Consider the following 22,781-nt stretch of genomic DNA (forward strand, 5'->3'; position numbering starts at 1 on the left):
CTCCTTATTTAATATCATTGTCATCGAAAACATCCCCACATTCAGGACAGAACTTAGGTGGATTTGACGTTTCTTCTGGTTCCCAGCCACATTTATCGCAAGCATATTGTATTGCACCGGTAGGCTTTTTAGAGCCACATTCACTACAGAATTTACCTTTATTGATAGCACCACATGTACATGTCCAACCATCTACAGTTGGCTTCGATGAACCACAGTTCGAACAAAATTTACCTGAATCAGTGTGTCCACATGCGCATGTCCAAGCTCCAGGTATTTCAACAGATTGTGCCATTTGAGCCTGCTTATTTTGCTCACTCATCTGAAATAATTGACTAGCATTAACACCTCCTGCTTGTGTGGCCATGTTCATACCCATAAAGCCGGTCATTGCGCCCCCTTGATTTTTAGAAGCAGCAATCATTGCTTCAGCCTGGGCTCCTGTTAGATGAGCTGCAGCCATACCAGGATCACGCATTACAGCATTTCGTTGTAGCTGCTTTATCATCTCTTCATCTTCTTCAGACGCTTTTAATGTACTTATACCGAATGAGACAACAGCTAAGCCGCGTGTTGCAAGCCATTTTTCTGATAGCACTTTATTAAGTGCATCGGCAAGCGCTACTGTATGGGCAGGTATTTCACTATAACGTACGCCACTTGCTGAAATTTGAGCAAAAGCTGGTTGTAATGCTGTCATAAGCTCCGTTTTTAATTGACTATCAATGGCATCACGCGTAAATGTATGCTCTACATTCCCACAAACATTCGAATAGAATAATAGGGGGTCAATAATTTTATATGAATATTCACCATGACAACGAATCGAAATATCAATGTCTAAACCAATATTACGGTCGATCACTCGAAATGGAATCGGACTTGGCGTGCCGTACTTATTACCAATAATCTCTTTCTTATTGAAATAATAAATTCGCTGATCTTTCGCCGGTTCTCCACCGAATGTAAAACGTTTACCGATTTCTTTAAATGTTTCCTTTATAGTAGATGAAAGGTCGTTTCCATACATAATCGTTGGTTCCGTTGATGTATCATACACATATTCACCGGACTCTGAAGAGAACTCGACAATTTTCCCTTGCTCGACAATCATCATACATTGACCTTCGTTAATCGCAATCATCGAGCCATTACTAATAATATTGTCATTTCCCTTATTTGAGCCACGCTTTGTTGTACGTTTTAAACCTTTTGTAACTAATACATCCGCTGTCAATGCTTCACAGTAGAAATATTCTCGCCACTGATCTTCTAACACTCCTGCAAATGCGCCCACGCCTGCTTTTAATAAACCCATTACTTTTCCCACCTTTTAGAGATTTACTCTTTCAATCTATTTTATCATTTATAAAAATACACGCACTACTGTTTTACGTATCAAACCGTATTCGGTTTCAGCATCTTATTTTAGATTAACAATGTCACTAATAAAAATAAGATGCTGCACACAAGTCTGTGTACAACATCTCAAGTCTAAGCAATTACAGAAAATACAACCAGCACCCAAGCGATCATAAATAGTAATCCACCAATCGGTGTAATTGCTCCCAGTTTTTTAACACCAGTAACAGCTAGGACATACAAGCTACCAGAGAAGAAGATAATCCCCGCAAACATCAAATATCCTGCCCACGATAACATACTAGAATTCCCAAGTAATGCTTCACTAGATAAAATACCGAGCCCTATTAAGCCAATCGCATGATACATATGATACTGCACGGCTGTCTCCCAAATAGCAGCGTATCGTGGTTCAGGGAATTTATCTTTTAATGCATGTGCACCAAATGCACCGAGCGCAACACCTAAACAAGCCATTATAGCGCCTAAGACGATTAAAATTTGCATAGTTGTTTCTCCTATTTTTGCTCACGAGCAATTTCTTTATACTTCGCATCCCAAGCCGGATCAATTTTACTTAAGGAAACCGGACGTAACGTGTCTTTTTGTGCCAAAATATGTACTGATTGTGCAGTCGCAGCAATTGTTCCATCTTCATGTAAAATTTCATAGCCATATGTCGTACGTAAACGATCGTGTTTTTCAACCCATGTACGTACCGTAGCAACCTGTCCATAATACATGGCTGCCTTATACGAAATGGATAAATCCATTACTGGGGAAACGTACCCCTCTTTTTCTAATGCCGCATACTCAAAGCCCGCATCTTTCACTAACTGGGTACGGCCAATCTCTAGCCAGACGATGTAATTTGCGTGATACACAACACCCATCTGATCTGTTTCTGCATAGCGCACTTCAATTTGTTTTTCACTTATAAACATTTTCTTCACCTCGCATATTATTATAGCGTAAAAATGTTAATTTAGCGGTGATTAAGACTCTCTAATAAAGATCAAGGTAATTAAGCTACAAAATATACTTTTCCCTGACATAAAAACCTTTTCATCGTTAAAACAAAAGTATCGTGTATGTTAACCCGAAGTACAAACAAAGTGGACTATACATCCAAGAATCATTTCTAGCGAATTTAGAATGATTTATTTTTTTGAAAAACCCTATATAACGAAAATCACCAATTGCCCGCAGAAAGAAAACACAAGCACAAGTGATACATCCAACTCTAATATAGATATTTGAAGAAATGGATTGTATGTAACCACTCTGAACTAGAAGAATGAAGGCTGCGATTAAAATAAGTATTGCCACAGTTAGTGTACCAATCTTAGTTGGGACAAATATTGGTTCACTCTTTCCCGCTTTTGACGGTAACGCTTCTTCACTACCCCAACGCCCCCCACACGCCCAATAAACATGTAACAAACTAATCAGCCCCATAAGACTTACAGTTGATAATGTCAAAATCAATTTCATTTGTGTCCCCCATTTCACCTATTTTCCAATCTGCCACGCCTTACAAAACATACGTCACCGTATGTGTAAAGGATTTTTATATCCCTTTAGGTTTTACAAACACAATAGGGACATCTCATTCACATATTTAATAATATTTTATACATTTTTTCTATATCAAAGTTTGTATTAGCTTCTACCCTGTTCATCCATCCTATATACGTTAAATAAGTAAGTCTGGCTCTATCCATTGCTTCTGAAAATGTCAGTCCTTTTTTTGATATAGATTGGCAATACACTTAATTCTTTGTTCTTCAATAGTAACTAGATGAGATGCCACGATGGGATCATATTTAGCCCAGTCATAAACACCAATCTCAATTTTTTTATCTTTGCTAATACTTATGTGAAGTAACTGTTCTAATGACGAATTCTCTTGTTCCATACTGTGAACAATCTGTTTTGTGGCGTAATTATCCCAATAATCGAGCATGGAATCCAAAAGTTCCTTATGGTCAAGAAAGTAATGGTAAAAACTCCCCTTACTGATTTTCAGTGATTTAGCTAGTGTTTCAATACGAACTTTATGTATGCCCGCTTCTGCTAATTGATTTAATCCAGCCTTTATCCAGTCTTCTTTAGTTAATTGCATAATTCACCTCCAGATGGACATACGGTAGCGTATGTTTTAGTCAGATTACTACTTCCTCATTATTTTGTCAACGTTGCTTGGTACCTCACCCTTTACAGTTTACACGCGCCTCAGCAAAAATTTTCGCATGCATATAAAAAAGAGCCGCTATTGGCTCTTTTTTAACCTATATTACCTAAAGTGAATTTTTCTATCTTATGATCTGTTTCTTTAATTAAGATTCGTAAGTTCACTTATATTACTTTATAGTGTGTGGCCTTCAAATCTGCCCACTACCAGAGAAGTTTTTGTTTATGTTTGTTCACATAAACCTCTGCAGAAACTTCTATAAATTCATACATAGTTGAAGACGACTAAAACTCCATTTTAAGAAGTCATCTTAGGCAAGCTTGCGCATCAGCCATTCAATCGGTCCTCGATCAAACTTAATTTTCCATAGAACACTAAAGATTATACAACCAACGTAGAAGCTAACGCTAAAAATATAAATAAACGGGAGTTGCTGATTTTCTATTCGCCCTAGATTATCTAAAATTGATAACCCGATTATTATATGTCCGATGTAGTGCGTTAAAGTCATTTGTCCAGATGGTACGATAACCTTCCATACCCAAAAATTTTGCGCTTTTTCTGTAACCTTTAGAATTATTACTAGAATAATTAATGAAGAACCTATAGCAGAAAGCATATACAACATACTTGGTAAAATAGGTCCCGTGTTAAATAAAAACTGTGCAACATCACTCGTGAGTACAGGAGTTAATTGTTTGATTAATAAAACAGAAGCACTCTCCGCAATGATAAGCAGTGTAAAACCAATTGCAAGAAGATTTCTTTGAATACGCCAATCTTTCAAAGTATAGCAGCCAATGACAAACCCAATAAGAATAAAAGCAAACCATGGGAAGATTGGATGATATCCGTTGATAAAGAGGTTACGGGTAAAACCACTTATCGACCAAAAATCTACGTATCCCATAAACAGAGCATTTGGTTGCCAGCCTGTAAACATGTCATAGGTTAGCTGGATAGCTTGAGCAACTAAAATAAGAATTCCTGCAATAATTACATTTGTTCGTTTTTTAAAACCAATAAAGAAAGCCAGAAAGAAAAGGTAGAACCCATAGTAATGTAAAATGTCCCCTGTCCACCCAATTACATATAGCCCCATACCAAGAACAAAGAGCAATAATGCACGCTTCCAAATGGATATTCGTGCTTTTTGAAGTTGTTCTTTATTGTTACTTTCTCGTGCTCGTTTTGTCATCAAAGCTATCCCAATACCAGCTAATATAACAAATAGAGCAGAAGCACGACCTTCAATTAGGGAAGTTAACTTAATTAGCCAAGATGGCCCCTTCGCTTCTGCTCCGGTAATAACTGAATAATTTACAATTAGCATTCCAAACATCGCAAGTGACCTAGCAACATCAATACCAATTATTCGTTCTGCAACTTTAGCCATTTAAATCATCCTTCAAAAATACTAGCTTAACCGCTGTTATCCAAATACCTTTGTAATTAATAGTTTCATTCTCCATTATTAGATTCCCGATATTATCTAGAACTAAAGCTAAAATATGAGCTTTCTCTTCAACAGCTTCATCTGTAATTAATGAAAGGGAGGAGGCCTTTTTGAGCAATTTCTCAAATCCCTTTAAATAGAATGACTGAATCTCTAGTAAATGATCTTGATAATATTTATCACGAGCAGCAAGGGACAAAAACTCTTTCATTACATTATCGTAGTAAGGATCTTGTTTTTGGTCCTGAATCATTTGAACACCAATTTTGACTAATTTATCTACAAAGTTTTCAGCTGTAAAATCTTCAATACGAAAATAATTATTGAATTGAATTTCTGTACAGAAGAAATCAAATAATTGTTTGATTAGATCATCTTTCGACTCGAAATAATAGTAGATCGATGGTTTTGAGATTCCCACTGCTTTCGCAATCTGTGCAAAACTTGCTTTTTGAATTCCCTGCTCTGCAATCAGAATATATGTAGCATTTAAAATATCTTCTTTTGTATTATTGGACATAAAAGTACCTCCCAGTTTACCTACCTATCGTTAGGTAAATTATATAACGGAAAATTTTTATATTCAAGTACGAGAAAGACTTCCCTAAATACGAATATTGTTCGTATTTAGGGAAGTCTCTATTAAAAGTAATAATTAGGAACTTCAATAAAAATTATCATATTCTAAGCTTGTTTTTTGAATCATTTTATCAGAAAGCTTGAAGAAAATATCTTGGGATACTTCTAACTTTAAGGCTTGTTCCTTATCCATTTCAGCGTAGACCCCACGCAGTATCCTACCTGTAAGTCCATGTGAAATAACAATCACTTTTTGTTCGTGTTTTATGCTTAGAAGCCAATCGGTTAACCGACTCACAACAGTGTCATAACTTTCTCCATTAGGTGCATTAAAAAACCAACTAAAAGCATCTGTATCTTTTATAAGGTTTGGCCAGGTATTTTCAATTTCTTTCATTGTTAACCCTGCCCAAACACCAACAGCCACTTCACTTAGTCGATCATCGGTCTCTATCTTCTTAAAATCATATCCTATTGTTTCACATATAATTTTGGTGCTCTGCAAAGCTCGGCCTAGTGGATTTGAAACAACTTTCCAGTCATTTGGATTTCCAATGAGATTTTTCAAGATGTCTGCATTTTGTCTGACTTGATCCATTCCGACATCCGTTAATGGAGAATCAAGCTCCCCTTGATATCGCCCTTGCGTATTAAAAACAGTTTCACCATGACGTAGTAAGTAAATGATTTGATCCAATACTTCCCCTCCACACCCTTTTCGCAAATTGTATCATTAAACCGAAAAGCAAACAGTAGTCCCACCTTAAGCTACAAGTGCATCACACGAATCCTCGGTCCTTCATACACTATAGAAATTGTGTTTTTGTTACACTTTTGAAATTTAAGAAGAAAGGATGTATATTTGACTTCCTATATAGATTATACCTCTCCATCTACTCAGTTTACGTTTGACGTCAATACAAATACCGTATTTAAAAAAGACGACCAAAACTTCATTAACCTTCTTGGTATCCAACAATTAAATACGCTTGAAAATGTTTCTTTATTGGACTTCTCTCTGAGTGCAAATAATGTGATTGAGCCTCACTATCATCAAAATGCTGCGGAATTAGTGTACTGTATTTCGGGTGTTGGGAAGGTGTCTATGATTAACCCTTTCACGAAGAAGCTTCAAGAATATGAAATAACACCAGGAAAGGTAGCAAACGTTCCGCAAGGATGGTGGCACTATGTTACCGGAATAAAAGATCATACACATTTGCTCGCAATTTTTGATGCACCGACACCTGAAGTAATATTAGCTTCAGATATCTTAAAAATCATGCCATCTAATGTTATGGCGCACACATATTGTTTAGATGAGCAGCAATGGAATAAAACGATTGCACCGATTAAGCCATCTACAAACATTGGTCCTCCAGCAGATTGTAATACATCTTTTAATAATACTTCTATGAGTTACCCCTACTACCATCAATATTATAATAACTATTATCCCCCTCAAGGATATACGTATTAAAATTAGAAAATTAAAGTTTCTAGTAATACATGAATCGTGTGTTAAGATAAGAACATGCATTCGCACTCTTTTAATTTCTTCTCGTGAATATATTAATTTGTTAGAAGAAATTTGGTGCGAGTGGTGTGTTTAAATTTAATAATTATAATGTCGGATAATCTGTTATTCCATTTTATTTATACTGTACTTTTTCTGCATAATAAAAATCCTGTTTCTAATAAACAGGATTTTACTGAAAATATTAAATTGAATACATAAATAATAGAGTTGTCGACTTTCGTTACATTATTATACTTTGGTGCTTTATCTTACAGACTCATGAGACCCTTCCTTTAATCGATTGCTTTAGATGCTTGCTTTATAAGTGCTGCGACCATTTTATCCATTTGTGCAAAGCGATCATCTTGCGTTTGCCCTTTTACATATCGATAATAAATTTGCTGACAGATTACGGCCAATTTAAAGTATGCAAACGTAATATAGTAACCAATGTTTGATACATCACGTCCGCTTTTCTCAGCATATCGCATAATGAATTCTTCTCGAGTATAGAAGCCTGGCAAAGTTGTAATCGGTGGCCCTCCAAGTGCATGTAGTAAAATTTTAGGATCGTCCATATGCATCCAGTAGCTCATGGCTACACCTACATCAGCTAGTGGATCCCCGACTGTTGCCATTTCCCAATCAAACAACCCAATCATTTCCGTATAGTCTTGTGAAAACATCGCATTATTCAACTTATAATCATAGTGGATGATTGTTGATTCTTGATTAATAGGAACATTTTCTTGCAACCATGTTGTTAATGTAGAAACTTCATCCAATTCAGCTGTTTTCGCTTTTTCATAACGCTCTGTCCAGCCTTGTACTTGGCGCTTCATAAAACCCTCGGGCTTCACGATATTTTTTAGTGCTGTTTCTTCATATGGGATGGCATGAAGTGCCACAAGCGAATCCACCATTTTTTCAGATATTTGGCGAGCTAGGACCTCAGTGTTGTACGTATCTTTTGGAAAATGTGTGTCGAGTACAATGCCATTTTTGCGCTCCATCAAGAAAAAGTCACTGCCAATTATAGAGCTGTCTTCTATATAAACGTAGGGCTTTGGCACATCTGGAAAATACGGATGTAGCGCTGACAAAATCGTGAATTCACGTTTCATATCATGCGCTTTCTTCGCAACTGGTCCAAGAGGTGGTCGGCGAAGAACAGCTTCAAAATCAACTATTCTCAAGCAATATGTCAAATTAGAATGCCCTGCACTAAACTGCGTAATTTCTAGTTCACCCTCAGGCAACTCAGGGAATTGCTTCTTTAAAAAAGCGAGTAACTTCACTTCATCAATGCGCTCACTTGCTCGAACTTGAATCGTATCTGCCATTATAATGCCCCCTTAAATAATTGAACTCATGCCACCATCTACCGCAACGACATCACCTGTAACATAATCTGAAGCAGCTGCTGCTAAAAATAGTGCAACCCCCTTTAAATCATTTTCTGACCCCAAACGCTTTAACGGCGTTGCAGACAAAATGTATTCGTGTCCATGCTCAATTAACGCACTCGACATTTTCGTCGGGAAAAAGCCTGGTGCTATCGCATTAACATTAATGCCATAAGGTCCCCATTTCACAGCCAAATCCTTTGTTAAAGTGATGATAGCACCCTTACTCGCGTTGTAACCAATAGTATCCATGAATTCTGGTAATGTGCCCCCTAGTCCAGCGATTGAGGCAATATTTATGATTTTCCCACACTTTTGTTCAAGCATGACTTTACCGACTGCTTGACTCATTAAAAACGTACCATTGACGTTAACATCAAAGACCTTTCGCCACGCTTCAAACGGCATATTTACAGCAGGTGCCCCCCAAGATGCCCCACTGTTATTGACTAAAATATCAATAGAACCAAAATTTTCTTTCGTTTTTGTAACAACATTCGCTACATCCTCTGGATTTGTAACGTCACAAGGCAATGCTAGTGTTTGTACACCAAGATTTGCTAGTTCAGTAGCTACCTCTTCGCACATTTCAACCTTACGTGAGCACAACACAATATTAGCGCCAGCCTCGGCGAAGCCTTGTGCGATTTGAGCCCCAAGTCCGCTCCCTCCACCTGTGACAATCGCTGTTTTACCCTTTAAGCTAAAAAGTTCTAGTACGCTCATTTCACCAGCTCCTCTTGTCTACTGATGTGTTTTTTAAGTTCAAGCTTTGCGACGGTATTACGATGAACTTCATCTGGTCCGTCAGCTAAACGTAATGTACGTGAATTCGCCCATTGCGCTGCAAGTGTAGTATCTGGACCAACACCAGCAGCACCAAACGCTTGAATCGCTCGATCAATGACACGTAGAGCCATATTAGGAGCAACAACCTTTATCATTGCAATTTCTGCTTTTGCTTCTTTGTTGCCTACAGTATCCATCATATAAGCTGCCTTTAGCGTTAAAAGTCTTGCCTGCTCGATATCGATACGTGATTCCGCAATGCGTTCCCTTATAACACCTTGGTCTGCCAGAGGTCGGTGGAATGCCTTACGTGCTTGTACACGGACACACATTTCTTCTAATGCTCGCTCTGCTGCACCGATTAAACGCATACAATGATGGATACGCCCTGGTCCAAGACGACCTTGCGCAATAGCAAAGCCTTTCCCCTCGCCCCATAAAATATTTTCCACTGGTACACGGACATTTGTAAATGTAACTTCTCCATGTCCTTCAGGTGCGTGATCATAGCCAAATGCCGTTAACATACGCTCTATTTTTACCCCTGGTGTATCCATTGGCACCAAGATCATTGATTGTTGCTCATGTATTAGAGCCGTTGTATTTTTATGCTTGCCCATAAAAATAGCAACTTTACAACGAGGATCCCCAGCACCCGTTGTCCACCATTTATGTCCATTCAAAACGTAATGATCGCCGTCTCGTTCTATAGTTGCCTCAATATTTGTTGCATCACTAGACGCCACAGCAGGCTCTGTCATCGCAAAGCATGAACGAATTTCTCCTCGTAGTAAAGGCTCTAACCACTGCTTCTTTTGCGCCTCCGAACCATATCGAACAAGGACTTCCATATTACCAGTATCCGGTGCATTACAGTTAAATACTTCTGGCGCTATAAGTGAACGGCCCATGATTTCGCAAAGTGGTGCGTATTCAATATTTGTTAGCCCAGCCCCATATTTACTCTCCGGTAAAAATAAATTCCATAAGCCCGCTTCCTGTGCTTTGGCTTTTAATTCCTCCATGATTGGCGGAATTGCCCCCCATCGATCTTCCATTGCCTCTACCTGGGCTGCATACACAGCTTCATTCGGATAAATATATTGCTCCATAAAATTCGTTAGCTTTTTTTGCAAGTCTACCACTTTTTCACTATAAGAAAAATTCATATGGAAAGCCCCCTTTGTTTAACATCGAAATCAAAATGAATGAATATTCATTTTATTCACACATTAAATGTTACAGCTACATTCCACTTAAATCAATTATCTTTTGAATAAAATTTCGATTAAAAGAGAAAAATATCACTTTAAAAAGCATTCCCTTTCACAAACAATTCGTTTAAAAACTTTTCTACAATAAACTAATTTGTTTTCACACTAAAACATTGTTCTATTTCAATTAGTAATTGATGAATAGCAACCGGTAGATGTCGATTTTTCATATATACTAAGTAAACATTTCGTCGCAAATAGGGACTATCAATTTCTTTTTGCACAATTGTTTTTAACGTTGGGCCTTGTAAATATTTTTCAGGTAAAATCGAAATGCCTAAATTCTCTCGAACAAGGGATAAAGCAATTTCAAAACGCTCTATGACAAATTGTATTTTAATGTCCTTTCCTTCCTTTTCAAAAGCATTTAATATATCTCGCCTCGTTTGAAAACCTTCCTTTCCTATGATAAATGGCTCTTTACAAATATCAGCAATTGTTAGTTTTTCCTTTTCCGCTAATGGATGATCCAAAGGTAAAACCGCAACAAGACGTTCCTCGTACAAAGATTTAACTTCAAAATCTTCATCATCAATTAATTGATTGGTAATAACTAAATGCGTTTTATAGCTTCTGAGGGAATTTTTAACGCGTTCGCTTCCTAAAATATCAACTAAATGAAATACCATTTTCGGATATCTATTTTTATATTCTGAAATAACTTTCGGCAGCCAATGCTTAATGGATTCCATCACACCAATTGTTATTTCACTCGTACCATGCACAACTACTTCGTCTATTTCTAATTTTAAAATCTCAATATTTTTTAGTACGACGATAGCTCTTTCATATAGTAGTTGACCTGCTTCTGTTAAATGAAGCTTTCTTGTGTTTCTTTCAAGTAAAGGGGACCCAATTTCTTGTTCTAATTTCTTAATGGCATTACTTAATGATGGCTGTGAAATATGTAGTTTTTCAGCGGCTTTCGAGAAATTCATATGCTCAATAACGGAGACAAAATATTGTAATTGCTTTAAATCCATAAATAACCCACTTTCTTATTTATAGTTATAAACTATATATTAATAATAATTATATATTAGCAATTATAATTTTACGAATATATAATAAATTAACACTATACAAAACTTGTTTAATGGAGTTGATGAAACATGTATACAATGACAGATAAAAAACATTGGCAAGGTCGAATAGACTCAACAACAAATGTGAGTAGTTTTCGTCTTCATCAAGAAGTAAAACGTGTTCCAATAAATGATGTAATTGCTTCAGAAAATCCTCAAGCTGGGATTGTCGGATTTATATGTGATGAAGGTGTCCGCCGTAATCAAGGCCGACTTGGTGCAGCTCATGGACCAAATGCACTTCGTGAAGCATTATCTAGCTTACCTTGGACATTTCAAGATGGGCAACAAGTTGTAGATGTCGGTAATATCCTTTGTCTGAACCATGCTTTAGAAGAGGCACAGCAAGAACTTGGTGAAATCGTCGGAATATTGAGGAATAAGAATGTGAAGTGTATCGTCCTCGGTGGTGGACATGAAACATTATATGGACATTATTTAGGTGTTCGTACTTCGCTTCAGAAAGATGCAAAAATCGGGATAATTAATATCGATGCACATTTTGATTTACGCTCTTATGACGTAGAGCCATCATCGGGCACAATGTTCCGCCAAATTCTAGAGCAAGATCCAAATACAGATTATTTTGTACTCGGCATCCAACGTTATGGTAATACGAATGAGCTATTTGAAAAAGCACGCGAGCTAAATGTGAAATATGTTTTAGAAGATGATTTAACTACTGAAAATCATGCACAAATCATGCATCAATTACAACAATTTATGGATAGCCACGATTATATCCTTCTAACATTATGTATGGATGTACTGAATGCAGCATATGCACCTGGTGTTAGTGCACCTTCACCGTTTGGTCTTGAGCCAACAACAGTACGTGCAATCATTCAAAAAGTAACTTCACATCCACATACACACTCTTTTGATATTTGTGAAGTCAATCCATCACTTGATGAAAACGGAAGAACAGTCAAATTAGGTGCTTATTTCATTTATGAAGCACTAAACAATTTAATAAAGGGGAATGGCTAATGATAGCATTTAATCAAATCACAACAGTATTTTTAGCAGTTGCCCTTTTCGCACTGGGTACATATTTAATTAATAAAGTAGGCTTTTTAAAGCGTTTCTGTATTCCTGCACCCGTTGTAGGTGGTTTACTTTTTGCAGCGATAGCTACGCTTTTAAAAACAACAGGAACGTTAGAAATATCACTTGATACATCTTTACAAAGCCTATTTATGATTACATTTTTCACAACAGTTGGTTTAGGCGCTAGCTTTAAGCTCGTAAAACTTGGCGGTAAGCTATTAATCATCTATTGGTTAGCTTGTGGCGTTCTTGCTTTAATGCAAAATGTTATCGGTGTATCGCTCGCTTCACTAATGGGTGTTCATCCACTAATCGGTATGATGGCAGGTGCAGTATCGATGGAAGGTGGGCATGGTTCAGCAGCAGCGTTCGGACAAACGTTAGAAGATTTGGGTATTTCTTCCGCTATGACAATCGGAGCTGCGGCGGCAACTTGTGGCTTAGTAGCTGGTGGCTTAATTGGCGGACCAGTAGTTAAGTATTTAGTAAATAAACATAATTTAAAACCAGATGATCAAGAAACAGCCGAAGTAGAATTTGAAAATAAAAATGAACAAATTACAACTGACTCTTTCTTTACACAAATTCTATTAATCACATTTAGTATGGTTGCTGGAACTTATGTCGGTACGCTATTCTCTGAAGCTACTGGATTTGTATTGCCAGGATATGTTGGTGCGATGTTTGTAGCGGTGCTTGTACGTAATATTATGGATAAAATTAAACCAAATGCTGTAAATATGAAAAGCATTTCACTTATCGGTGATGTAACATTAGGAATTTTCCTTTCAATGGCTTTAATGAGCGTTAAGCTGTGGGAAATCGCTGATTTAGCATTACCACTCTTTGTAATTGTCTTTGTACAAGTGTTATTTATCGTAGTGTTTAGTATCTTTGTGTTATTCAAGTTATTTGGAAAAAATTACGATGCAGCTGTAATGGTTGCTGGCTTTGTAGGACATGGCTTAGGAGCAACACCAAATGCTATGGCAAATATGTCAGCAGTTACGCAACGTTTTGGTCCATCTAAAAAAGCATTTCTTATTGTTCCGATTGTTGGTGCATTTTTAATCGACGTATTCGGTATTCCAATTATTATTACTACAATTAACCTATTTAAATAATAGAAGCCGTGCAATGAACTAAGATTAGATCATTGCACGGCTTTTTACTATTATTGTAGAATCTCACTAACTGTTACAAGTTCATAACCTTGCTTTTGCAAATAAAGTATTACATTTTCTAACCCATTTGCAGTAGATTGATGAATGTCGTGCATTAATATAATGCTGCCATCTTTCGCTGATGTTTTTACATACGATAAAATTTTAGCGGCATTACGATGTTTCCAATCTAGTGTATCTACTGACCATAAAATAGTCGGCATGGAAAGCACAGATCGTACTTGATTGCTTGTTGCTCCGTATGGTGGACGGAATACTGTTGGATTTTGACCAATCGCCTTGTAAATAGCATTACTTGTATTGTCTATCTCTTGTTTTACGTTAGCTTTAGACAAACTCGTTAATTTCGGATGGTTCCAAGTATGATTGCCAATTTCATGGCCCTCTTCATATATTTGCTTTACGATTGCTTGATTTTTCGACACATTTCTTCCAACCATAAAAAATGTTGCTTTCGCCTCGTACTTTTTAAGTATAGCCAAAATTTGTAGTGTCACTTTCGCATCTGGACCGTCATCAAAGGTTAACGCTACTCGTTTTACCTGGCCATTCGCTACTGCAACACCTTGATTGTACGTTTTATTTCCTAATGAAACGGGATCTGTAAGTTCCGAAGCCTTCACATAGCCCTTTTGTTCACCCGCTTCGACATATGCCCAACCGGCAATGCTTGTATATTGCTCAACAACAGTTTGGTGCGTAATTGTGCCAATTTCTTCAGAACTAGGACTTGCAGTGAGATGGATTTGAGCACCTTTTACAGCGTTTACTCTTTTTTTCGTCACAGTTGGTAGCTTTAATGAATTAGAAGCCACATAGCCTACTTGATGTCCATACTGTACATACGACCAGCCACCTGGTGCTGTACCATATACATTGACGATACTCTTATCAAACACTGTGCCATTTTTTTGTGCAGTTGGACTCGGATATGTATATAAATATGTGCCTTCTTTTTTATTGACTAGATATTTAGTGGATTGCGCTTTCGTTATTCCTGAGCTGAACACGTACCCTGTAAATCCATTAGCGTGAATATATGTCCATTCTGATTGCGAAATCTCAGCCGAAACAAAATCACCTTGTGTTAAATAACCTAAGACACTACTCTCTTCTGATGCATCTAGATAAATAGGTAAAGGGGTTTCGATCACTTGATGGATACTAGCCGCTTCACTTGCTTGTGCCTCAGTCACTCCCGTCAATAGTAAACAAATGAAAGTTGCTAAAAAAGCACTTATAGATAAAAATTTCTTCATTTCCACCACACCATCCTTATACAGCATTCTAAGTTGTATTTCCATGCTAATTTTCTGACAACTGGATTATTATTTTTATTATAAAATAATTTCCAGTGTCAGAATATAGTATTTATCAATAAAGTTGTGAATTTTTCGAAATACAAATAATATTAGATAGATGTTTACTTTTCGATTTTTGAAAGTGGAAACTTACTAAAGAATGACTTTTGGTACGTGATATCCTTGGCGTATTTACGAATCTCATGTTCTTGCAGTTGTAAAAATTTTGAAACAATTGCCTTATCGAAAAATTCATTTTCCTGAGGGATTGTCTCAAATAGAGCTGACATTTCAGTGATTAACGCTTCTCTTGTCACTTCGAACAAAACGTCATCAATACTAAAGGCATAGCCATACGCATTTGGCACAAATACCGCAGCCATCATAGCATTATAAATAATGGTCTCTTTCATCGTCCTTGCTGTATCAAACCACTTCTTTAGCGATTCATTGTCTGACCGATAAATTATATGCAAAACTTCACCACGCAAATCAAAGTGATCAATGGTATCACCTAAATCAAGTACATTGTTAGCAACTGCACTCACATTTCCATTATCACCTACACAAGTACCAATGTACGGCTCCCAAACATCCTGTACGTCAGGAGCCTTCGCCGTACAAGCCGTCAAGAGTATCATTATAAGTACTAACAACGTCATTTTTCGGTGCAATTTAAATTCCTCCTAAAGTGCCGTATGCACACTTAAAGCGTCTTGAACATGAAGTGGTTCTGTTCGTACATTACCTGTTGCATTCGTTGTTACAAGTAAATAATTCTTTCCGTTTTTCTCCAAAAGTGAAGCTAAACAAAGCCCCGCTTCAGGTGTATAGCCCGTTTTTCCACCTAAAATTGCATTTTCAACTCCAGGTAATTTCGTGAATAATGTACTAGACATAATAAGCTCATTAGGTACGTTAGTTACATAGCTTCTCGTTGTCAGGATTTTATAAAATAGTGGATTTTCTAACGCATAGCGAAACAGCTTACTTATATCACGCACACTCGACACATGTTCATTATCATGAAGCCCGCTGGCATTGACAAAATGTGTATCATTCATACCAAGTTCACGTGCCTTGTCATTCATGAGTGACACAAAAGCAGGTTCACTACCCGCAATAACTTTGGCTAAAGTTGCTGTGGCATCTGCACCAGAAGGAAGAACGGTACCGTACAATAGATCTTCTATTGTTACAAAATCTCCACCTTTAAAGCCAGCCATCGAAGCATTTTGCGCCGTAAATGTCGCAATTGTTTGCGGATCAATCATAGTATGCTTTTGCAAATCATCACTCGCTTCAATCGCAACAATCGCAGTCATAATTTTTGTTAACGAAGCTGGGTAGATAATAGCATCCGCATTTTTTTCAAAAATCGACTGTCCGCTTTCATTTAACAAAATCGCATTTTGACTATGCAAAGAAGGTATTTCAACATCAATATCAGCATCAACATTTTCAGTTGATTTATTTGCATATAAGAAAAATGCCGCCATACATAGACAACATAGTAATATAAATTTTTTCATAAAAAAACGCCTCCTATCACTAATTATAATAATGAACACTTTCTAACTTTATGCTTAGAAATGGATAAGTGAATAAAATCAACGCTTCTATAATATCCCATTTTATTACATCTCAAACGTTTTTGGCATGTTTTAAAAAAATGCCTACTTAATTAGAGCATCAAAGTAATCATTATTCTAAAATTATAGAATCAAAATCTTATTTTTTAGCTATTATCTTCCTTAAGAAATTCTTAAGCTTTTGAATTATTTTCATGCATTCTTATTTCGGAAACAGATGGAAGGCAATGATTAAACCACTTGAGACTGCAACCATAAGTATAGACAAGTAAAAAAAGCATCTTCGATTGAATTCGGGTCTAGATACATAAACTTCTATTTGGAGGTGTTTTTTCTAATGGGAACAAGAGTAAGTTATCCATACGAAGTGAAAATGAAGGCTATCTAAATGCGATTAGCTGGTGTGCCAACGAAACAGGTGTTAATCGAATTAAATTTACGGAATAAAACGCAAATAGAAACATGGATGCGTTGGTATAAAAATGGCGAAATACATCGATTTGAACAACCCGTAGGTAAACAATATACGTTTAATAAAGGTCCTGATTTGCCCTCCTCCGTTGTGGTATAATGCTATTGTCAATACAACATATAAAGGGCATCAATCAATCCGCTGTAGCGTCTATAAACGCTACGGCTTTTTCACGTTATATTTTACATAAAATTCATAAAGAGGTAATATTATGAAGAATAAAATTGAAAGAATGATAAACTATAAGTAATTTAAAATATAGAGGAGGATAAATATGAACATCACAGCTTTTATTGGTAGCACAAGAGAATATAGTAATAGTGAAATACTTACTGACTATGTATTAAAAGGCATACCATCCCAAAAATTATATATAAAGAGTTTAAACATTCAACCGATCCACGATTTACGACATTCCAAGAATGGATTCCAATTCATTGATGATGATTACGACCAAGTAATTCAAGCACTTTTGACAAGTGATATTGTGATTTTCACGACGCCGATTTACTGGTACAGTATGTCTGGCATCATGAAAAACATGGTTGATCGCCTGAGTCATGCAATTCGTGATGAACGCTTCCCACAACTAAAGGAAAAGTTACAGACAACAGAAGCTATCGTACTCGCTGTTGGCGGAGATGACCCAAAAATCAAGGGATTGCCTATGATTCAGCAGTTCCAATATATCTTTGATTTTTTAAAAATGCCCTTTACTTCATATATTATTGGCGAAGCCAACAAACCTGGAGAAATCACAAAAGATGAACATGCGTTAACTCAAGCAACGTTATTAAATATGCAGCTTAAATCTCGTATAAAAGCTTAATAAAATCGGCCTAAAAGCTTCATCATTTTAGGTCGTTTATATCATCTTGTTTCTACTGAACTTTGATGGAATATTGTAATATTAAATAGCCCTGTATCTATTAACATATCAATAGTTCTGTATGTTTCAGGTAATGCTAAAATTGTTCAATATACTTATTCCCAACGAATAGGAAGTAAGTCGTTTATAGTAAGTACAGTATTGTCCTTTACCATTACTTCGCATTTATAGTTATCATCATTAATTTGACAAATAAACTCTCTACATCTTCCGCATGGAGGTATTATTGTCCCATCCTTATAAACTGCAATAACTTTTTTTACTCTACTTTCTCCATCAGTAATCATAGCAGCTATTGCTGCATGCTCTGCACAAAATCCCATTGAGCAAGGAGTATCTATACATACACCTTTATATATCTTACCGCTCTCGCATAAAATTGCAGCTGCAACAGAACCTGCATAAGAATTCTTTGAAATTTGTTTTGGGTTTAAGGCACTCTTCGCAATATTGTATAGCTCTTCAAACTCCATAACTTCCAGCCCCTTTAGATTGTCTTTTTATTTTGTTTTTTTACCTATCGGTATTAATCGAATAAACGCTCATAAGTAGTACTTCCAACGCCATTTGAAAGGATGGATGACGATTTCAAGGCGTTGGTACGTATTATTTGGATAGTTACCTCTACTAGTATCGTTGGCTAGAGATACAAAAAACTTGGCATTTGAAAATAGGGTAGTGCAAATGCATATTTCAGCTTGTCAAAAATAAACTATTTCACAGTTAGAGCATTAAGAAAACATAAAGGGCACCATTTATCAGTTACTTTTCACACGGTATAAGTGGTGTACTATTATTCTACTAACTTCGCAGAATAGTTTAATAAGGAATGCTATAATAGCCTTAATTTCAAACGATTTTAAGGGGTTAAACTTTGATGATTATATCAATTGACTTTGATAACGATTTTATTCAATACATTGCTTGTTCATCAAAAGCAGATAGGAAAATGAACAGTATTCAGTAGGATTTTCTAAATTGGATTTTTAACGAGAAAAGAAATTCAGAATATTGGGCTTTAGATAATGAGGAAAGAATTCACCCTAATTATGATGCAAATGCAATAGTAGAATGGTTATACAATATTAGATTTAAGCGAGGAATAGCGAAAGCTAAATTAATCACGAATCCTCAATTATGTGTTAAAAAGAAATTATATTTTTAAAGCATTTCATAAAAGTTTTATTTTCAAAACATAAGATTGTGAAAAGAAAAACTTAAACAAACGGAGTTCTTTAGTTAAAATTTCGATTCAAAAAATATCAAAACAAAAAGACAGAATTTATTCTACAGGTTTTGTAGATTAAATCTGCTTTTTGTTTTAACAGCAACTCTCTTTGAGAAAACAGCCTTTAGTTAAAATGTATTGTTAAAAAGCTGCTCTGAAATAGCTTGGACAATATCTGCCTCTGAAAATTCCATTAGCTCGTCTCTTGTAATACTTTTTTGCTGAATTAAGCGATTTGACTGAATCGTCACAAGCTTTTCAAATAGATTGCGGATATAACGTCCATTTGAAAAATTCGCAATATCTTCAACAGGAATTTGGTGTAACTGTGCTTTCATATATTCTCCGAATGTTTCGCCATATACATAATCATTTTGCTTACAAAGCATTGCAAAAATATCATATAACTCATCCGTACTGAAGTTATCGAACTGCACAAAATGATTAAAACGTGATTTAAAGCCCGGATTTGCCTGTAAAAACTCTTCCATCAACTCCGTATAACCCGCAACAATAATAACTAAGTCATCTCGTAAATCCTCCATTGCCTTTAGTAAACTATCAATAGCTTCTTTCCCAAAGGCATCATTTTTATCATTCACAAGGGAATATGCTTCATCAATAAAAAGCACACCACCTGTTGCTTTTTTCACAACTTCCTGAACTTTCAAAGCTGTTTGACCAACATACCCTGCAACTAAGCCTGCCCGGTCCGTTTCAACAAAATGACCACTTGAGAGCACACCTAAATACTTATAAATTTGCCCAATAATACGTGCGACCGTCGTTTTTCCAGTACCAGGATTTCCTGAAAACACAAGGTGATAGGTAATCGGAAAACTCGTCAAACCATGATCGACACGTAAACTTTGAATTTTGATAAAGTTAATAAGATTATGTAATTCTTTTTTTGCATTCGGGAGCCCTACAAGCCCGTCTAACTGCTCTTGTAACTTGGCGATTTCCCGTTCGATTTCTGGCGTTATTCGTAGGCGTTCGCCGTGAACAAATTCACCGCTATAAATAATTTTTCCTGCTTCATTATAAAAGTCACCACGCCCATGTTTTTCTCCGCCTACTAGTTCCCCAATATATGCGGCTTGCCCATTTTCATAAAACAATGTACCCTTACCCGTCATTGCATCCTCTTTAAACTGACCTTCCGCCTCTAGCACGCCTTGTCGTGAATAGTATTTCCCTTTACCATGTTTCATGTCTTCAAAAAAGTATCCGTCAAACTGCAAAGTTATGACGCCTTGGGCAATTTCTTCTTTTGTCAGTGTTACAGTATTATAAAATAGCTTCCCAGCCCCTTGCATACGATTCCACATAAAATCACCTTCGTATTGCATCAAGCCGTTCGGATAATACTGTTTGCCCTTCCCTTTTTTCATACCATGGACAAAATCGCCTTCATATTGTGGTCGATTTAAATGGAGGTGCTGCGTTCGTATATCAGAAAAAGGTGCTACTACTTCATCTTCATAATACAAAACACCATAACCATCCATTAAATCATTTCGAAAGTGTCCTTCATAATGCTTCTCGCCATCTTTATATAAAATACCGTTCCCTTGCTTTTTATTTTGAATGAACTCGCCGTGGTACACTTTCTGCCCCTTCAAATACATAATGCCATTACCTTGCTTCATGTGATTAACAAATTCACCTTCAAATAATACATAGCCCTCTTGGTCAAATATTGTTCCTTGCCCATCATAAATATCGTGACCAAAATCATTTTTCTTCACCCCACCACGGTACATAATCGCACCATCAGGGTAAAAAATCTCTTTTTCTTGACGATTCTCAATCATTGCATTGCCTTCTTTCCTTCAAATCAGTTTTTCTACAATTATAACGCGGAATAAGCAACGATAAGAAAGAATTTTTAGAAAACTATCCAACTATGCTAAAACTCATAGAAGTTTAATGAGATTTATAACTACTTTAAGTTGGATAGATTTGAGTGATAAGGAGCAAGGAAGTGTGTTGAGAGTACTGTTAAAAGGCTATTTTTGAGGATATAAAGGTAAAAATCCACGTAGACTCCTTTAGGAACATTATTTGCGATGAAAGCGAAGTGGATTTTGCCATATTGAAACCCTGTTGTTCGACTAAAAAGGACTTAAGAAATAGCCTCTTTTACTTCAGTCTTTTCTTATTTCCATTGATAATTTCGATGCATCGCTTGAATCGTTTCAATCATTTCTTCCCTTAGCTCAATCGGCTCAAGCACTTCAATATTTGCACCTTGACTAAGTAGCCACATTTTAATTCCTCTTCCAAAAACTTCTGCCTCTAAATAATATTCTCCATCTTCCTTATTCATTAACTTTGCAGTAGGTAAGCGATCTAATACGGCTTGAGGAGAAGTTCCTTTAAAGATAAACTTCAATAACATAAGTTCACCAGCATGCATAAATTGTATGCGTTTTCTAAATTCACCTTCTTGAAATCGCTCTGTATAGGGGACAGTAAATTTTTGATTTAACTCCTTAATATCTAGAATACGATCAATACGATATACGATTGGCAATTCCTTCTCATGTTTACTGTCATAAGCGATTAGATAAAAATAATACTCAGAAAATATTACGCCCAGTGGTTTCAATACTTTTTCTGAAGATTTTATATCTCTTTCACGTAAATAGTGTATTTTAATAAGTTTCTTTTTTTGTACTGCTTCGGAAATAGACCAGATCGATTGAAGCAACGATTTTTTATGATTTAAGTCTACATACAAGTGCTTTTCATTGAGAATTAAATTATGTATGAAATCCTGTTTGTCCTCTGCAACCGTTGAAATTAGCTTATCAATAATGTCACTCATTTCTGATTTAAGTAGCGCTCTTGACTCAATCAATATTTTTACAATCACAAGTACCTGCTCTTTAGATAGTATACTTTTTCCTTCACTCGTTAGTTTGTATACTTTTTCAATACGGTTGTATTCTAAATGACAATTTAATTTTGTCGTTTCAATATACTCTCTAATTTGATCTAAATCGCGTTGTATGGTTTTTTCACTCACTTGTTGTAAAAATGCTTCTTGTTTTTTATTTATACCTTTTCCCTCAATAAGTCGATCAAACATCGAAAGGATTCGGTACCCTTTATTTTGTTGTGAATCCACCATAAATCCCACGCTTTCTTCGTAATAACTATATCTATTTTACAAAGCTAGTTGGACATCAACAGTCCTTTTATCCAATAAATTTCTAATTATTAGTTTTTAATAGTACTATACTAACAATAATAGAAATCACAATTCGAAATACCAAAAATGTCAATAGTTAGTAATAATGGTTCTAAATCAAATGTTGGGGTGCTGTAAATTTACAGCACCTTAACCCAAATGAACCCCGATTTCTTTATACTTTAAATTTAATAAGATTTTT

General features: G+C 36.1%; 21 protein-coding genes and 2 pseudogenes. 5 read left to right on the top strand and 18 right to left on the bottom strand.

Annotated elements, in window-relative coordinates; translation table 11 throughout:
• Nucleotides 1–4: 4 nt before the first annotated feature.
• The 8 genes and pseudogenes from ACIQZG_RS16895 to ACIQZG_RS16930 all read right to left on the bottom strand — a co-directional run bounded on the left by ACIQZG_RS16895 (nucleotide 5) and on the right by ACIQZG_RS16930 (nucleotide 6,288).
• Nucleotides 5–1,318 carry an SPFH domain-containing protein gene (locus ACIQZG_RS16895; protein ID WP_402756653.1) on the bottom strand — a complete coding sequence of 438 codons (1,314 nt, stop codon included), beginning with the start codon at nucleotides 1,316–1,318 and terminating at the stop codon, nucleotides 5–7.
• Between the two features lie 176 nt (nucleotides 1,319–1,494).
• Nucleotides 1,495–1,869 (bottom strand): DUF423 domain-containing protein, encoded by a 375-nt coding sequence (locus tag ACIQZG_RS16900; protein ID WP_402756654.1) that lies wholly within the window; start codon nucleotides 1,867–1,869, stop codon nucleotides 1,495–1,497.
• Between the two features lie 11 nt (nucleotides 1,870–1,880).
• Nucleotides 1,881–2,306 carry an acyl-CoA thioesterase gene (locus ACIQZG_RS16905; RefSeq protein ID WP_402756655.1) on the bottom strand — a complete coding sequence of 142 codons (426 nt, stop codon included), beginning with the start codon at nucleotides 2,304–2,306 and terminating at the stop codon, nucleotides 1,881–1,883.
• A 127-nt stretch (nucleotides 2,307–2,433) separates the two neighbouring features.
• The gene (locus ACIQZG_RS16910; RefSeq protein ID WP_402756656.1) at nucleotides 2,434–2,856 is read right to left on the bottom strand and encodes a DUF3995 domain-containing protein; all 423 of its coding nucleotides are present in this window, start codon (nucleotides 2,854–2,856) and stop codon (nucleotides 2,434–2,436) included.
• 119 nt (nucleotides 2,857–2,975) lie between these two features.
• A pseudogene (locus ACIQZG_RS16915) lies at nucleotides 2,976–3,487 on the bottom strand (TetR/AcrR family transcriptional regulator).
• A gap of 379 nt (nucleotides 3,488–3,866) precedes the next feature.
• A complete protein-coding gene (locus tag ACIQZG_RS16920) occupies nucleotides 3,867–4,952 on the bottom strand; it encodes a DUF418 domain-containing protein (RefSeq protein WP_402756657.1) in 1,086 nt (361 codons plus the stop codon).
• Nucleotides 4,945–5,532, bottom strand: a complete 588-nt coding sequence (locus ACIQZG_RS16925) for a TetR/AcrR family transcriptional regulator (RefSeq protein ID WP_402756658.1) — start codon at nucleotides 5,530–5,532, stop codon at nucleotides 4,945–4,947. Before ACIQZG_RS16925 ends, ACIQZG_RS16920 begins: the two co-directional genes overlap by 8 nt.
• Before the next feature lie 144 nt (nucleotides 5,533–5,676).
• Nucleotides 5,677–6,288, bottom strand: coding sequence for a histidine phosphatase family protein (locus ACIQZG_RS16930; protein WP_402756659.1), 612 nt, complete (start codon nucleotides 6,286–6,288; stop codon nucleotides 5,677–5,679).
• A 165-nt stretch (nucleotides 6,289–6,453) separates the two neighbouring features.
• Here ACIQZG_RS16930 and ACIQZG_RS16935 point away from each other — a divergent pair, with 165 nt between their 5' ends.
• Nucleotides 6,454–7,071 (top strand): cupin domain-containing protein, encoded by a 618-nt coding sequence (locus tag ACIQZG_RS16935; protein ID WP_402756660.1) that lies wholly within the window; start codon nucleotides 6,454–6,456, stop codon nucleotides 7,069–7,071.
• A 332-nt stretch (nucleotides 7,072–7,403) separates the two neighbouring features.
• On the opposite strand, the gene ACIQZG_RS16940 is transcribed toward ACIQZG_RS16935, so the two are convergent.
• From ACIQZG_RS16940 to ACIQZG_RS16955, 4 genes are all read right to left on the bottom strand, one after another.
• A complete protein-coding gene (locus tag ACIQZG_RS16940) occupies nucleotides 7,404–8,453 on the bottom strand; it encodes a phosphotransferase family protein (protein WP_402756661.1) in 1,050 nt (349 codons plus the stop codon).
• Between the two features lie 12 nt (nucleotides 8,454–8,465).
• Nucleotides 8,466–9,242, bottom strand: coding sequence for an SDR family oxidoreductase (locus tag ACIQZG_RS16945; protein WP_402756662.1), 777 nt, complete (start codon nucleotides 9,240–9,242; stop codon nucleotides 8,466–8,468).
• Nucleotides 9,239–10,474, bottom strand: coding sequence for an acyl-CoA dehydrogenase family protein (locus ACIQZG_RS16950; RefSeq protein ID WP_402756663.1), 1,236 nt, complete (start codon nucleotides 10,472–10,474; stop codon nucleotides 9,239–9,241). The genes ACIQZG_RS16945 and ACIQZG_RS16950 overlap by 4 nt, the downstream gene beginning before the upstream one ends.
• A 194-nt stretch (nucleotides 10,475–10,668) precedes the next feature.
• Complete coding sequence (locus ACIQZG_RS16955; RefSeq protein WP_402756664.1) at nucleotides 10,669–11,562, bottom strand: LysR family transcriptional regulator; 894 nt, start codon at nucleotides 11,560–11,562, stop codon at nucleotides 10,669–10,671.
• A gap of 129 nt (nucleotides 11,563–11,691) precedes the next feature.
• Here ACIQZG_RS16955 and hutG point away from each other — a divergent pair, with 129 nt between their 5' ends.
• Entirely contained in the window at nucleotides 11,692–12,654 is a 963-nt protein-coding gene (gene hutG, locus ACIQZG_RS16960; RefSeq protein WP_402756665.1) for a formimidoylglutamase, read from the top strand.
• Complete coding sequence (gltS, locus tag ACIQZG_RS16965; RefSeq protein ID WP_402756667.1) at nucleotides 12,654–13,838, top strand: sodium/glutamate symporter; 1,185 nt, start codon at nucleotides 12,654–12,656, stop codon at nucleotides 13,836–13,838. The genes hutG and gltS overlap by 1 nt, the downstream gene beginning before the upstream one ends.
• 50 nt (nucleotides 13,839–13,888) lie before the next feature.
• Here the strand turns inward: gltS and ACIQZG_RS16970 are convergent, their stop codons facing one another.
• The 3 genes from ACIQZG_RS16970 to ACIQZG_RS16980 form a co-directional block, all read right to left on the bottom strand.
• Entirely contained in the window at nucleotides 13,889–15,157 is a 1,269-nt protein-coding gene (locus tag ACIQZG_RS16970; protein ID WP_402756668.1) for a polysaccharide deacetylase family protein, read from the bottom strand.
• Nucleotides 15,158–15,321: 164 nt separating this feature from the next.
• Complete coding sequence (locus ACIQZG_RS16975; protein ID WP_402756669.1) at nucleotides 15,322–15,873, bottom strand: hypothetical protein; 552 nt, start codon at nucleotides 15,871–15,873, stop codon at nucleotides 15,322–15,324.
• A 12-nt stretch (nucleotides 15,874–15,885) separates the two neighbouring features.
• Nucleotides 15,886–16,731, bottom strand: a complete 846-nt coding sequence (locus tag ACIQZG_RS16980; protein WP_402756670.1) for a D-alanyl-D-alanine carboxypeptidase family protein — start codon at nucleotides 16,729–16,731, stop codon at nucleotides 15,886–15,888.
• Nucleotides 16,732–17,179: 448 nt separating this feature from the next.
• Between ACIQZG_RS16980 and ACIQZG_RS16985 the strand changes: the two are divergent.
• Nucleotides 17,180–17,353: pseudogene (locus ACIQZG_RS16985) on the top strand (IS3 family transposase); the annotation flags it as partial.
• A 184-nt stretch (nucleotides 17,354–17,537) separates the two neighbouring features.
• On the top strand, nucleotides 17,538–18,092 hold the full coding sequence (locus ACIQZG_RS16990) for a flavodoxin family protein (RefSeq protein WP_402756671.1): 555 nt from the start codon (nucleotides 17,538–17,540) through the stop codon (nucleotides 18,090–18,092).
• 155 nt (nucleotides 18,093–18,247) lie between these two features.
• On the opposite strand, the gene ACIQZG_RS16995 is transcribed toward ACIQZG_RS16990, so the two are convergent.
• From ACIQZG_RS16995 to ACIQZG_RS17005, 3 genes are all read right to left on the bottom strand, one after another.
• The gene (locus tag ACIQZG_RS16995) at nucleotides 18,248–18,625 is read right to left on the bottom strand and encodes a cytidine deaminase family protein (RefSeq protein ID WP_402756672.1); all 378 of its coding nucleotides are present in this window, start codon (nucleotides 18,623–18,625) and stop codon (nucleotides 18,248–18,250) included.
• Nucleotides 18,626–19,508: 883 nt separating this feature from the next.
• On the bottom strand, nucleotides 19,509–21,197 hold the full coding sequence (locus ACIQZG_RS17000; protein WP_402756673.1) for an AAA family ATPase: 1,689 nt from the start codon (nucleotides 21,195–21,197) through the stop codon (nucleotides 19,509–19,511).
• A 344-nt stretch (nucleotides 21,198–21,541) separates the two neighbouring features.
• Nucleotides 21,542–22,519 (bottom strand): helix-turn-helix transcriptional regulator, encoded by a 978-nt coding sequence (locus ACIQZG_RS17005; protein WP_402756674.1) that lies wholly within the window; start codon nucleotides 22,517–22,519, stop codon nucleotides 21,542–21,544.
• Nucleotides 22,520–22,781: the final 262 nt, after the last annotated feature.

Origin of the sequence: Lysinibacillus sp. NPDC096418, assembly GCF_044762775.1 — a bacterium.
Taxonomy (GTDB): domain Bacteria; phylum Bacillota; class Bacilli; order Bacillales_A; family Planococcaceae; genus Lysinibacillus.

Excerpts from the sequence above, each read along its gene's own strand:
- ACIQZG_RS16895 (WP_402756653.1), bottom strand. The coding sequence starts at position 1,318 with ATGGGTTTATTAAAAGCAGGCGTGGGCGCATTTGCAGGAGTGTTAGAA.
- ACIQZG_RS16900 (WP_402756654.1), bottom strand. The coding sequence starts at position 1,869 with ATGCAAATTTTAATCGTCTTAGGCGCTATAATGGCTTGTTTAGGTGTT.
- ACIQZG_RS16905 (WP_402756655.1), bottom strand. The coding sequence starts at position 2,306 with ATGTTTATAAGTGAAAAACAAATTGAAGTGCGCTATGCAGAAACAGAT.
- ACIQZG_RS16910 (WP_402756656.1), bottom strand. The coding sequence starts at position 2,856 with ATGAAATTGATTTTGACATTATCAACTGTAAGTCTTATGGGGCTGATT.
- ACIQZG_RS16920 (WP_402756657.1), bottom strand. The coding sequence starts at position 4,952 with ATGGCTAAAGTTGCAGAACGAATAATTGGTATTGATGTTGCTAGGTCA.
- ACIQZG_RS16925 (WP_402756658.1), bottom strand. The coding sequence starts at position 5,532 with ATGTCCAATAATACAAAAGAAGATATTTTAAATGCTACATATATTCTG.
- ACIQZG_RS16940 (WP_402756661.1), bottom strand. The coding sequence starts at position 8,453 with ATGGCAGATACGATTCAAGTTCGAGCAAGTGAGCGCATTGATGAAGTG.
- ACIQZG_RS16945 (WP_402756662.1), bottom strand. The coding sequence starts at position 9,242 with ATGAGCGTACTAGAACTTTTTAGCTTAAAGGGTAAAACAGCGATTGTC.
- ACIQZG_RS16950 (WP_402756663.1), bottom strand. The coding sequence starts at position 10,474 with ATGAATTTTTCTTATAGTGAAAAAGTGGTAGACTTGCAAAAAAAGCTA.
- ACIQZG_RS16955 (WP_402756664.1), bottom strand. The coding sequence starts at position 11,562 with ATGGATTTAAAGCAATTACAATATTTTGTCTCCGTTATTGAGCATATG.
- hutG (WP_402756665.1), top strand. The coding sequence starts at position 11,692 with ATGTATACAATGACAGATAAAAAACATTGGCAAGGTCGAATAGACTCA.
- gltS (WP_402756667.1), top strand. The coding sequence starts at position 12,654 with ATGATAGCATTTAATCAAATCACAACAGTATTTTTAGCAGTTGCCCTT.
- ACIQZG_RS16970 (WP_402756668.1), bottom strand. The coding sequence starts at position 15,157 with ATGAAGAAATTTTTATCTATAAGTGCTTTTTTAGCAACTTTCATTTGT.
- ACIQZG_RS16980 (WP_402756670.1), bottom strand. The coding sequence starts at position 16,731 with ATGAAAAAATTTATATTACTATGTTGTCTATGTATGGCGGCATTTTTC.
- ACIQZG_RS16990 (WP_402756671.1), top strand. The coding sequence starts at position 17,538 with ATGAACATCACAGCTTTTATTGGTAGCACAAGAGAATATAGTAATAGT.
- ACIQZG_RS16995 (WP_402756672.1), bottom strand. The coding sequence starts at position 18,625 with ATGGAGTTTGAAGAGCTATACAATATTGCGAAGAGTGCCTTAAACCCA.
- ACIQZG_RS17000 (WP_402756673.1), bottom strand. The coding sequence starts at position 21,197 with ATGATTGAGAATCGTCAAGAAAAAGAGATTTTTTACCCTGATGGTGCG.
- ACIQZG_RS17005 (WP_402756674.1), bottom strand. The coding sequence starts at position 22,519 with ATGGTGGATTCACAACAAAATAAAGGGTACCGAATCCTTTCGATGTTT.